The 11,597-nt window shown below is 71.8% G+C and carries 11 protein-coding genes and 1 pseudogene; 8 read left to right on the top strand and 4 right to left on the bottom strand.

Going from position 1 to position 11,597, the window contains the following annotated elements:
• Positions 1-57: 57 nt before the first annotated feature.
• The 3 genes from ACWCRD_RS42390 to ACWCRD_RS42380 all read left to right on the top strand — a co-directional run bounded on the left by ACWCRD_RS42390 (position 58) and on the right by ACWCRD_RS42380 (position 4,410).
• Positions 58-2,436: a thioester reductase domain-containing protein gene (locus ACWCRD_RS42390; protein ID WP_450971011.1), complete on the top strand. Its 2,379-nt coding sequence runs from the start codon at positions 58-60 to the stop codon at positions 2,434-2,436.
• Positions 2,433-3,572 carry an alpha/beta hydrolase gene (locus tag ACWCRD_RS42385; RefSeq protein WP_450971010.1) on the top strand — a complete coding sequence of 380 codons (1,140 nt, stop codon included), beginning with the start codon at positions 2,433-2,435 and terminating at the stop codon, positions 3,570-3,572. Before ACWCRD_RS42390 ends, ACWCRD_RS42385 begins: the two co-directional genes overlap by 4 nt.
• 61 nt (positions 3,573-3,633) lie before the next feature.
• Positions 3,634-4,410: an alpha/beta fold hydrolase gene (locus ACWCRD_RS42380; protein ID WP_450971009.1), complete on the top strand. Its 777-nt coding sequence runs from the start codon at positions 3,634-3,636 to the stop codon at positions 4,408-4,410.
• Between the two features lie 5 nt (positions 4,411-4,415).
• Here ACWCRD_RS42380 and ACWCRD_RS42375 read toward each other — a convergent pair whose 3' ends face one another.
• Positions 4,416-4,949, bottom strand: coding sequence for a DoxX family protein (locus ACWCRD_RS42375; RefSeq protein WP_450971008.1), 534 nt, complete (start codon positions 4,947-4,949; stop codon positions 4,416-4,418).
• A 168-nt stretch (positions 4,950-5,117) separates the two neighbouring features.
• Between ACWCRD_RS42375 and ACWCRD_RS42370 the strand changes: the two genes are divergently transcribed.
• Positions 5,118-5,639, top strand: a complete 522-nt coding sequence (locus ACWCRD_RS42370) for a hypothetical protein (RefSeq protein WP_450971007.1) — start codon at positions 5,118-5,120, stop codon at positions 5,637-5,639.
• A gap of 28 nt (positions 5,640-5,667) precedes the next feature.
• Here ACWCRD_RS42370 and ACWCRD_RS42365 read toward each other — a convergent pair whose 3' ends face one another.
• On the bottom strand, positions 5,668-6,231 hold the full coding sequence (locus ACWCRD_RS42365) for a hemerythrin domain-containing protein (protein WP_450971006.1): 564 nt from the start codon (positions 6,229-6,231) through the stop codon (positions 5,668-5,670).
• Between the two features lie 153 nt (positions 6,232-6,384).
• Between ACWCRD_RS42365 and ACWCRD_RS42360 the strand changes: the two genes are divergently transcribed.
• Positions 6,385-7,584, top strand: coding sequence for an amidohydrolase (locus tag ACWCRD_RS42360; protein WP_450971005.1), 1,200 nt, complete (start codon positions 6,385-6,387; stop codon positions 7,582-7,584).
• Positions 7,585-7,988: 404 nt separating this feature from the next.
• On the opposite strand, the gene ACWCRD_RS42355 is transcribed toward ACWCRD_RS42360, so the two are convergent.
• On the bottom strand, positions 7,989-8,876 hold the full coding sequence (locus tag ACWCRD_RS42355; RefSeq protein WP_450971004.1) for an SDR family NAD(P)-dependent oxidoreductase: 888 nt from the start codon (positions 8,874-8,876) through the stop codon (positions 7,989-7,991).
• A gap of 72 nt (positions 8,877-8,948) precedes the next feature.
• On the opposite strand from ACWCRD_RS42355, the pseudogene ACWCRD_RS42350 reads away from it, so the two are divergent.
• A pseudogene (locus ACWCRD_RS42350) lies at positions 8,949-9,874 on the top strand (LysR family transcriptional regulator).
• 60 nt (positions 9,875-9,934) lie between these two features.
• Here ACWCRD_RS42350 and ACWCRD_RS42345 read toward each other — a convergent pair.
• The gene (locus ACWCRD_RS42345; protein WP_450971003.1) at positions 9,935-10,150 is read right to left on the bottom strand and encodes a DUF4177 domain-containing protein; all 216 of its coding nucleotides are present in this window, start codon (positions 10,148-10,150) and stop codon (positions 9,935-9,937) included.
• Positions 10,151-10,292: 142 nt separating this feature from the next.
• Between ACWCRD_RS42345 and ACWCRD_RS42340 the strand changes: the two genes are divergently transcribed.
• Entirely contained in the window at positions 10,293-10,784 is a 492-nt protein-coding gene (locus ACWCRD_RS42340; RefSeq protein ID WP_450971026.1) for a nucleotidyltransferase domain-containing protein, read from the top strand.
• Positions 10,785-10,808: 24 nt separating this feature from the next.
• Complete coding sequence (locus tag ACWCRD_RS42335) at positions 10,809-11,552, top strand: GNAT family N-acetyltransferase (RefSeq protein WP_450971002.1); 744 nt, start codon at positions 10,809-10,811, stop codon at positions 11,550-11,552.
• The last annotated feature ends 45 nt before the right edge of the window (positions 11,553-11,597 follow it).

The raw sequence follows: 11,597 nt of genomic DNA, 5'->3' as shown, positions 1-11,597 counted from the left end.
CAGACAGCAAGAGGAAAGGAACCGCGTACATGGTTGCTGACATGGTGAAGGGCACTCATGCGTGAGACGAACGAGGACGCGTCGGCGTACGCAGGCCGGCGGGCGACGGCCGAGACGATCGAACGCGGCGGAGGCGGGCTCAGCGTGAGCGACCTGCTGGCGAGGGTCGTGCCGGCTGCCGTACCCGCGCACTCCGCCACCGCCGGGGACGGGTCACCCGACACGGATCCGCCCCCGGATGTCGACGTGCTGGCGGCAGTCATCGCCGCGGCGGCCGGCCGCCATCTGCCCGACGGGCAACTCGCGCCCGACGCCGACTTCTTCGACGCCGGCGGCAGTTCCGTGAACGCGGTGGAACTCGTGGCGGAGCTGGAGGAGGAACTGGGCATCGAGGTCGATCTGGACGAGGTGTTCGCCGACGCCCGTCCCAGCAGCCTCGCCCGCCGCTGGGCACGGATCCCCGGCATCAGAGCCGTCGCCCCCACTGCCACCACCGCGGGACACTCGACGGCCGGGACGACCACTGCGCTGCCCGTGCCGTCTCCGCGCACACCACCGCCCCCGGCCGCACGGCCGGCCGAGCCTGCCCACGCGCCGCACACCACCGCCCGCCGCGAAGACCTCGACCAGATCCTGGCCGACCTCGCCCTCGCCGACCGCCTCCCGTTCATCGCCGCTCCCGAGCCCCTGCCGCCCCGCCGGATCCTGCTCACCGGCGCGACCGGCTTCCTCGGCAGCCATATGCTCCTGGACCTGCTGCGTCACAGTGACGCCCATGTGTACTGCCTGGTCCGAGCCGCCGACGAGGCAGCGGCCCAGACCCGGCTCGGCGAGGCCCTGCGCGGCTACCGGCTGCCCTGGTCGACGGAGGTCCGCCGCCGCATCACCGTGCTGCCCGGCGACATCCGCCGCCCGCACCTGGGCCTGAGCGAGGAACGGTGGAACGAGCTCGCGCATGAACTGGACGGCATCGTGGGCGTCGCCGCGGCCGTGGACTTCCTGCGCGGCTACCAGTCACTGCGCGCCAGCAACGTGCTGGGCACTCTCGCCCTGGCCGAACTGGCGGCCGCCGGCCGCCCCAAACCGCTGCACCACATCTCCTCCATCGCCGTGTTCAACGAGGTCGGCATCACCTCCATGGGCGAGGACGACCCGCTGGCCCACGCCGACCGCCTCATCGCGGGCTACGACCAGACCAAGTGGGCCGCGGAGGTCGCGCTGCGCCGCGCCCGCGACCACGGCCTGATCGTCACCGCCCTGCGCCCGGGCGGCATCGGCGGCCACACCAAAACCGGCGCCTACAACCCCCAGGACCTCTCCAGCGGCCTGGTCTCGGCCTTCGGCCGCTTCCGCACCGTGCCCGCCTTCCGATACCTGAACGTCGCCCCGGTGGACTGGGTCAGCCGGGTCGCCGTCGGCGTCATCTGCGAACCCGACGCCTGGGGCTTCGACTACAACCTGACCGGCGTGCCCAACACCCTCGACGACGTCGTACAGGACATGGCCCTGGGCGGCATGCACGTGCGCGTCAAGGACTGGGACGACTGGCGCACCGACGCCCTGGCTCGCCTGCAGGCCGAACCGATACCCGAACTGGCCTTCCTGTCACATGTGTTGCAGAGCCCCACCGCACTCAAGCTGTGCGAGGCGACACTCAAGGGACCGGCGGCCACCGGCGAACGCACCGCCCACCTCGTCGCGGCTCTCGGCCTGCCACCGGCCACCCGCTACGACGCTCGCGCACAGCTCAAGACGTTCGAGCGGCTGGCGGGTGACGGTCTGGCCCGGCTGCCGCACAAGGACGACCAGCCCTACCTCTGGTTCACCGAGACCACCGAGGGCCAGGTGGGCCCGGTCGCGGCCGCCGCCGACACGCCCTGCTCGATGGCCCTCACGCTCTCCATCGCGAGCATGCACCAGCTGGTCACCGAGCGCCGTATCGACGTACGCGGACATCTCACCTGCCCGGCCGCACACGCCGACCCGCTCACCGTGGAACGCGGCGACGTGTGGATCCGCCCAGAGGAGGGCATCCCCGAACACCACGGCCTGGCCCACCAACTCCTGTGCTACCGGCTGCTGTTGCGTGATGCTGACGGTGGCAGCTGGTGGCTGGAGGGCCGCAAGCACGCCCGCGCCCGCCGCGACCTCTGGCGCCAGACCCGCGCCCTGACCGTCCGGATCGGACGCGAGGGGGAACCCGCCCTCCTGGCCGGCGAGTTGGTGGTGCCAGCGGACAGCTACGTACGTGACCAGATCGACGGCATCCAGGTCGACCCCCGCCTCACCGGCCGGGAGCAGCGCGCCGCCAAGCTGACCTGGCTCGCCTGGTTCGGCGTCCAGATGGGCCGCGGCCTGCTCGGCCCCTTCACCCGCGCCGCCGCCGAACTCCTCGACCTGCGCCGCACCCCGCACCCCACGGAGCACAACCGATGATCTTCAAGGCGACGAAACCCACCACCAGGCCGGCCCTCCGCAAGGTCAGAACCACCCCCACCCTGCGCCCCCTGCACCACCGTCTCGACCCGCACAGCGTTGAGGAGATCCCCTTCCACGCCGGGGACGGCGTCCGCCTGGGCCTGACCCGCGTCGACACCGGCGAGCGGGACCGCCCCGCGGTGCTCCTGCTGCACGGACACACGGCCTCCGCCGACATGTTCCTGCTGCCCGAGATCCGCAACCTCGTCGACGTCCTGCTCGACGACGGCTACGAGCCGTGGCTGCTGGACTGGCGCGGCAGCTGCCGCCTGCCCTACAACGCCACGGGCCGGAAATACACCTACGACGACGTCGCCCTGTACGACATCCCCGCCGCCGTCTCCCACATCCGCGCCAGCATCGGCGAGGAGCGCCCGCTGTTCGTCGTGGCCCACTGCATCGGCGCCCTCACCCTGTCCCTGAGCATGACGGCGGGCCTGGTCCCGGGCCTGGCGGGCGTGGTCGCGCAGGGCGTGTTCCTCACTCCGAAACTCGCCGGCCGCACCTCGCTGCGCATGTCCCTGGCCGCAGAACTGCTGAAGTCCCGCCTCGACCACATCCCCGTCGACTTCCGCACGGTGGGCCTGCGGTCCAAGTACACGCCGCTGTTCGCCCTGGCCTCCCGCAAGGCCGACTGCCCCGACCCCACCTGCCAGATCCTGCACCACTCGGCATGGGGCACCGGCGCCTCGCTCTTCGTCCACGAGCACCTGGCCGAGACCACCCACAACCGGCTGGCCGAACTCCTCGGCCCGGCCCCCCTGTGGATCCTGCCGCACCTGCGCCGCATCGAACTGGCCCGCACCGTGGTCCGCTGGCACGACACCGACCACCGCTACGCGGCCCTGCCCCCCAACGCGCTGGATGCGGCCGACCGCATCGACACCCCGCTGCTGCTCCTGGCGGGCAGCGACAACGGCCTGTGGCTGGACTCCCAGCAGCTGTGCCGCGACGTCCTCGCCCGCCGCCACCCCCGCCTGGACGTGACCTACACCGAGATCCCCGGCTACGGCCACCTGGATGCCTTCCTCGGCCGGGGCGCCGCCCTCGACGTCTTCGGGCACATCCTCGACTTCCTCGGCGAACGCCGGTGACGAGGGCCCCGCCGACCGCTAACGTACTCGCCAGTAACCGCACTGTTCTCCAGGAGGCACGATGCCGCAGCTCGAAGTCGACGGCGCAGCGCTGACGTACGACGACGAGGGCCCCCGCGACGGCGACGGCGTGCCCCTGGTGTTCATCCACGGCTGGACGGCCGACCGCCACCGCTGGGACCACCAGATGGCGCACTTCGCCGAGAAGCGCCGGGTGGTCCGGCTCGATCTGCGCGGCCACGGCGACAGCAGCGGCGCAGGGGTGCCCACCGTCGCGGATCTGGCCGCCGATGTCCTCACCCTGCTCGACCACCTCGAGGTGGAACGGGCCGTCCTCGTGGGCCACTCCATGGGCGGCATGATCGCGCAGACCATCACCCTCGACCGTCCCGAGCGCGTCGAGCGCCTCGTGCTGGTCGGCTCCATCGCCCGCATGACCTACAGCCGCGGCCGTGGCCTGCTGATGGCGGCCTCGACACTCGTCCCCTACAAGCTGTTCGTCGCCACCAACATCCAGCGCGCCTTCGCCCCCGGCTACCCCCGCGAGGAGATCCGCGCCCATATCAAGGCGTCCGCCGCCACCCCGCGCGAGGTCGTCATGACGCTCTACGGCGCCATGCGCGCCTTCGACGTCCTGGACCGGGTCGCGGAGATCCGCGTACCGACCCTGCTGGTCCACGGCTACCACGACATCCAGCTGCCGGTGCGCCAGATGCTGCGCATGGCCAAGGCCTACCCGGACGCCGAGGTCCGCATCATCGACGCCGGTCACGAACTGCCGCTGGAAAAGCCGGCGGAGCTGACCACCACCCTCGAGCGGTTCCTCGCCCGCGGGTGAGGTGATCAGCGGGCGAGCCGGGCCCGGACACCGCCGACCGCGGCGGCGGGCCGGGCCGTGGCCCGCACGGACCGGCGCACCAGATGGGCATCGCGCCGCAGGTCATGGGCGGCATGTCGGCCACGCCACGCCAGCGAGGGAACGCCTGCCGTGTCGTCGGCCGCGATCAGCAGACCGCCGAGCATCGACAGGTTCTTGAAGAAGTGGATGCGCTGCTGGGCGCGCTCCTCGGGGTCGTCCGCCTCCCAGAAACGGTGACCCGCAAGCGTCGTCGGTACCAGCGTGGCCGCGATGGCCAGCGCGGCCGGCCGCGGCAGCCGACCACTCGCCAGCAGCAGACCCGCCACCACCTGTACGGCCCCGTTGAGCCGTACGACCTGCTCGGTGCGGTCCGGCAGGGCGTCGACCCGCTCGGTGACCGGCTGGACGACGGGCTCGGCCACCGGAGCGACCTCCTCGGGAGCGCGCAGCGTGTTCAGGCCACCGGAGACGAACATGGAGGCGAGCATGGGGCGGCCGACCAGACGCAGAAGACTCATGACCTGCTCCAAGGGGTGGGCGCGTGCAGAGACCCACCGGGTTCCCGCGCCGCTGTGGTCGATGCCACGTCACCGGAGCGGATGCGGGCATGTCCCTGCCCGAGCCGGCGAGCTACCGTTTTTCGCACGCCCTTGCTCTCTCCCCACGCAGTACGGACGGCTCCCGCAGTGCTCGCAGACCTTTCCCCGCTCATCGCGGCGACCGCCCAGTGGCTGACCTGTGCCTACCCCTCGGGCGGCGGCGCACTGGCCTCGGCCCTGTGCGAGGTGCAGGCCCGCCAGGCCGTGACGGTCGCCGCCTGGCTGCGCTACCCCACCCCGGTGGACGCGGCCCTGGTCGGCATGGCGGGCCCCGGAGGATCCGCCCGGCTCGACTGGATCGCCGGCGCGGACGACGCCGACACCCAGGACCCGGACGCCCACGCCTGGCGTACCTGGGTCGACGAGGTCGTGGCCAGCTGGGCGGCCTGTCTGCTGAGCGACCCGGAACTGGCCGGCCGCGCGGTGGCCGCTCTCGCCGAGGGCAGCCACACGGCCACAACGCCCATCGCGTTCCGGCGCCTGGTGGCCCCTGACGAGAGCGACCGGCGGGCGGCGGCCCTGCTGCGCCACCCCGACCTGCTCGCCCCGGTGACCGCGCTCCATCAGGACCAGCTGATGACCCTGCTCAAGCCGGGACAGCCCGCCTGAGAGCAGGCCGTCCAGGTGGCGGGTCCCGTCACTCGTGCTTGCCGCGGCCGCTCAGCGCGTCACGCATACGGTCGACCAGCCCGGCCCCCGGCGCCAGCAGCTTGTTGGCCGGAGGCGTGTCGGGTGCGGAGGGGTGCGGCCGGGTCGGCGCCAGCTTCTTGGCCTGGCGGACCTTGTCTCCCAGCTTGTCGAGTGCTTCCGCCGAGCATGCCGTGCGCAGCTGGGGGAAGAGGTTCTCCTCCTCGTCGGCGATGTGCGCGCGTACCTCGCTCATCAGCCTCCCGACGAGACGGTCGAACTCGGCGTCGCCCGCGTCGCAGCTCTCCAGGTCCTTCATGATCTGCTCGGCGCCGGCGTGGTCCTCGATCTCCCTGTCCGCCATGGTGTTGCCGTTGACGAGGTGTTCCCGCACCGCCGGATAGAGGTACTCCTCCTCGGCCACCGAGTGCCGGACCAGTTCCATCGTGGCCTGGTCGGCGTACACCTTCCGAGTCTTGTCACCGGACGGCAGCGCCTCGATCCGGCCGAAGAGCTCCTCGACCTCCCGGTGATCGGTCATCAGCTCGTCGATGACGTTTCCACCGTGTCCCATCCTGTTCACCTCCAGCCAAGAAGCGGCGGCTCCCCGTCCGGATCCGCCGCAGCCCCGAGTGCCCCCTCCGGCAGCGGGTTAACGGTGTGGGCGGCCGACTTGTTGGAACTCGCACAGAGACACACACGTACCTGGAAACCTCGGGAGGCCGGTGTGGCGGACGCGGTGGACGAGGCGCTCGGACGGGTGATCAGGGAGGTGGACGCCCGCGCGGAGCGGCTGTGGGAGGTCGCCCTGGCCCTGCACGCCGACCCCGAGTACGGATTCGAGGAACACCGGGCGGTGCGGCTGCTGAGCGGCGAGCTCGAACGCGAGGGGTTCGCGGTGCAGCGGGAGCTCGCCGGACTGCCCACCGCCTTCGCCGCGCGGGCCGGGACCGTGCGCCGGCCGGCGGTGGCCCTCCTCCTGGAGTACGACGCCCTGCCCGGACTGGGGCACGCCTGCGGCCACAATCTGATCGCCGCGGCCGGCCTCGGCGCCGCACTCGCGGCACGGGCCGTGCTGGGGGACGGCGCGGGGGCCGTATGGGCCGTGGGCACGCCCGCGGAGGAGGGCGGTGGCGGCAAGGTCACCGAGACCGAGGCGGGTGTCTTCGACGACGTCGACGCCGCCCTGATGTTCCATCCAGGCGTCCACAACTGGCAGTGGGCGCCCCTGACCGCCCAGACGCAGTACCGCATCGGCTTCCACGGCCGTGCCGCCCACCCCACCGGGAACCCCACCGAGGGCATCGACGCCCTTGCGGCCCTCATCCAGCTGTTCAACGCCCTCGCAGCCATCGGCCCGCGCCTGTCGCAGGGGTCGCACGTCCAGGGCATCATCACCGACGGCGGCCTGGCGACGAACATCGTCCCCGAGTACGCGGAAGGCCTGTTCGGGCTGCGCGCCGCGACGACCGCCGCTCTGGAGGACCTCGCGGGCGAGGTGCTGACCTGTGCCCAGGGCGTGGCCCGCGCCATGGGTACGACGGTCACCTTCGGGCGTGCCACACCGCGCTACGAGCACTTCCGCGACAGCGCGCCCCTGTCTCAACGGTTCGCCCGACACCTGGCCCGCGCGGGCATCGACCTGACACCGCCGGCACCAGGCGTCTTCCTGGGCTCCTCGGACATCGGCAGCGTCAGCGGACGCGTCCCCGCGATCCACCCCTTCGTCGCGATCATGGACCCGGACGGCTCCGACCACACCCCCGAGTTCGCCACCGCGGCAGCCTCCGACCGCGCCCGCCGCGTGCTGCTCGCCGCGACGGAAGCCCTGGCCTGCACAGCGGTGGATCTCCTGCTGTCGCCCGAACTGCGCGAACAGGCCTGGCGCGAGCACGGGGGCAGTGTCGCGGCCGTGGCCCAACGCTGAGGCGCCCCCTGAGCGCCCCGCCATTGATCTGTGCTCGGCGCCGCCTGTCATCCGGCGAGGGCGTTGAGGAGGTCGTCCCCTGCCGGGCCTTCTGAGCGCCGGAAGCCCACGGGGCGTGTTCGGTGCCCCGGTCATTCAGCGAGGGCGTTGAGGGGTCCGCCCGTGCGGGACCGGCCCTACGGCAGTCGTGCTGGGTCAGCGGGCGACTGCTCTGCCCCGGCTCCAGCACGACTGCCGTAGGGCCGGCCTGCCGCAGGGGCGGCCATCTCGACCAGGCGATGACGGGTGTGGGCGGTGGTTTGCCGGTAGGCCCGTCCGACGCCGTCTCTCGTCGCGGCGCCGAACGCGGTGACGGGGTCCCGCGGTTCGCACACCTTCCCCGTACGGCGCCGCACCCCACGCGTTCAGGGCGTGAGCAGCCGGTCCTGTTCCACCGGGGGCGTGCCGTCGTGCCAGGGCAGGGCCTTGCCGAAGCGCACCAACTCTCCGTAGAGCGCCGGATCGACGTGCTCGGCGAAGACGAGGTCGAGCACCGCGCGGGCGGCCCGGGCGGGCGACTGGGCGTGGCTGTAGTCACTGAACCAGGGGCGGGAGGTGGCGGTGTCGACCATGCCGGGGCACACGGAGGCGATCAGGGTGCCGGTGGCGAGATCGCGCTCGCGGCGCTCGGCGGCCACCGCGCGGACGGCGGCGACCTGGGCGACCTTCGAGGGCACGTTCAGCCACCGGGGCCAGCCCGCCTTTTCGGCGGTCTTGTCGTGGATCCGGCTGCGCCAGGACTCGACGGCGGACTCGACCTGTTCGAGGCTCGCACCGTCGAACAGCTGGTGCAGCCGCGGGTCGAGGTGGCCGAGGGTGCCCAGGCTGCTGGCCACCACCAGCAGTCGGCCGCCCGGCCGCAGGATCGGTCCGAAGGAGCGCAGGATCGCGTGGGTGGCGGTGTTGGAGACATCGATGAACTCGTCGGCCCGCGCGGCCTGCGACTCCTCCGGCAGCACGCGCGCGACCGCATTGGAGATCACGACGTCGACACCGCCGTAGCGGGCGCGCAGATCATCGGCGAGTGCGGTGACGGCGCAGGTGTCGCTGACGTCCAGGACCCGGCCCTGAACCTTGCTGCGGGTGCCGGGCAGCCGCGCCACCGCGTCGGCGGCGTCCGCCACGCGCCGCTGGTCGCGGCCGGTGAGCAGCACCAGGTCGTCCTGACTCATCCGGGCCGCCAGCCCCTCGGTCAGTGCGCGGCCCAGGCCTTGGTTGGCGCCGGTGACGAGAGCGAGTCGCGAAGCATTCATGCCCCCCACGCTAAGAACGCCAGGCTCCATGAGTCCAACGAAAGTTGGGCACAGCTAGTATGCGCAATCGTCATGGACTTCACGGATGTGTCACTGACCGCGTTGCGCGTCTTGCGCGCGGTGGCCGAACAGGGAACCTTCACCGCGGCCGCCGCGACGCTGGGCTACACCCAGTCGGCGGTGTCCCGGCAGATCGCCGCGATCGAACGGGCGGCCGACGCGGAGCTGCTGGAACGGCGGCGCGACGGCGTACGCCTGACCGCCGCCGGCCGCATCGTGATGCGCCGCGCGACGACCGTGCTCGACGAGATCGATGCGACCGCGCGCGAACTGTCCGGCCTGCCCGAGCAGTCCGGCACGGTCCGTCTGGGCTGGTTCCCCAGCGCGGGAGCCGTCCTGCTCCCCACGGCACTTGCCATGCTGCGCCGCACGGACCCGGGACTCGACGTCGTCAGCCGGGAAGGCACCACCCCGGCACTGGTGCGCGCCCTGCGGGCCGGCACCCTGGACCTCGCCCTCCTGGCCTCGATGCCACCGTTCCGCCCGCCGGACACCGAGTCGCCCCCGCTCGCCCTGCAGACGCTCGGCGAACGTGCCCTGCATCTCGCGGTGCCGGCCGGCCACCCCCTGGCCCGCGGTGACTTCGTCGATGTCGCCGACCTGCGCGGGCAGCGCTGGATCGGGAGCGCCGGCTCAGGCCAGGACCGGCTGATGGGAGTGTGGCCCGGCCTCGACGAGCGGCCCCAGATCGCCCACACCGCCCGCGACTGGCTGGCCAAACTCCACCTCGTCGCCGCCGGCTGCGGCCTCACCACCGTGCCCGCGACACTCGCCCCCGCCGCGCCGCCAGGCGTACGCATCCTCCCGGTCCGCGGCGGCCCCCAGGAGCAACGGCGCCTGCTCCTCGCCCGCCTCCCGCACCTACCCACCGAACCGGTCACGCGTGTGGCACAGCTCTGCGGGCCGCAGCCCTCGACGCCCCAGGCGGGCACAGCTGACACGGCATCGGGTCCGCGCACTACGGGGACCCGATGCCGGAGACCGTGATGCAACCGGCGCTATGCGCGGGGCCGCTCGAAGGTGAGGAGCAGGCCCTCCACCGCCCCGGGGCCGATACGCCCCTTGACGTCGGCGGAGGTGATTGCCTTCAGGCCCCAGCCGTCCTCGGCATGCTTGTTGAGAACCTTCTCCAGCTTGTCGCTGTCCAGCGCGTCACCGATCAGCGACTCCCGGAAACTGACGACCTTGTACTCGAAGCTGTATCCATTGCTCATGCTGCGTACCCTCCGGTGTGTTGTCGCACTGCCCGGGGCCAGCCAATCATGGTGCTCTCTTCTCCATGCAATCGCCGCCGCCCGCGGGGTCGTGGGAATTCGTTCGCGGCACCACGTGGTCCCTTCTAACCTGCGACACGTGATGACGGCGGAAGACGTGCTGTCGGTCCTGACCCTGCTGCGACAGGCCGAGGCCGACATCTGGATCGGCGGCGGCTGGGGGATCGACGCGCTGATCGGAGAGCAGACCCGTGACCACCGCGACCTGGACCTGATGCACCGCCAGGATCAGGAAGCGGCCGTACTGGCGGTCCTCTCCGAGCAGGGTTTCGCCGAGAGCGTCGACTGGCGGCCCGTCCGGTTCGTCGTCACCGACGCGGCCGGACGGGCGATCGACCTCCATCCGCTGATCTTCAACGACGACGGATCCGCAGAACAGGCATCACCCGTACCGGAGCGTCCGTTCATCTACCCCTCCTCGTGTTTCGTTTCGGGCACCATCGGGGGAGTGGCGGTCCCGTGTCTGTCTGCCGCGCAGCAGGTCTTCTTCCACCAGGGGTATGAGCCGTCCGATCGTGATCGGCACGACATGGCTCAACTCCGCCGAGTCTTTGGGATCGCCACCCACTTCTGAGCCGGCGCTGACAGGATCGGGGCCATGTCGATCGATCCGCTCCTGGCCACAGCCCGCCGATCCTGGGAGGAGCTGGCCGGAGTGCCGGTCCCGTTCCCGCCGTTCGGCGGGGTCAACGTGGCCGTCTCCCCGGAATCCGGGATGTGCCCTGCGGGCTGGGTCGGCGTGGTGGTCCTGGGCGGATCGGCGATCGTGACCGCGCCCAACGGCGGCGCCGCTGCGATCGTTCGCGACGCATTGCGGGAACTTCCGGCGCAGGCCGTCGTGGACGCGGATTCGGTCCGTACGGTGCTGCCCGTGAGCAGAGTGCTCGGTCCGGCGGTGTTGTCGTACCTGTCGCCGGAGCGATTCCGGCTGGTGCACCCCGGTGCACCGGGAGTGGATCAACTGCCCGCCGACGACAGGGAGTTGAGGCTTCTGGAAGAGGTGGCAGGACCCGAGGACGCCGGTGAGGCGGGCCTGGACGAGATCACGTCGCCCGCGTTCGTGGTCCGTGAGCGTGGTCAGGTGGTCGCCGCCGCGGGATACCGAACCTGGCCGGGCAGAACCGCCCACATCTGCGTACTGACCGCACCGCACGCGCGAGGGCGCGGACTTGCCCGGGTGACGGGTTCCGCAACGGTCGCACACGCCTTCGCTGCCGGGCTGCTGCCGCAATGGCGCGCTAGGCGTACGGCCTCCCGACGGGTTGCGGCCGCACTGGGCTTTGCAGAACTGGGCGCACAACTCAGCATCGAGATGGCCCGGCACTGCCGCCCTCGACCATGAACCTCCATGCACGTGAGGCGGGTGCGCATCACCGAAGGATGCGCA

The organism is Streptomyces sp. NPDC002092, assembly GCF_053593775.1.
The sequence above is the reverse complement of the archived record's forward strand: the minus strand, read 5'-3'. Positions and strand labels throughout refer to the sequence as shown.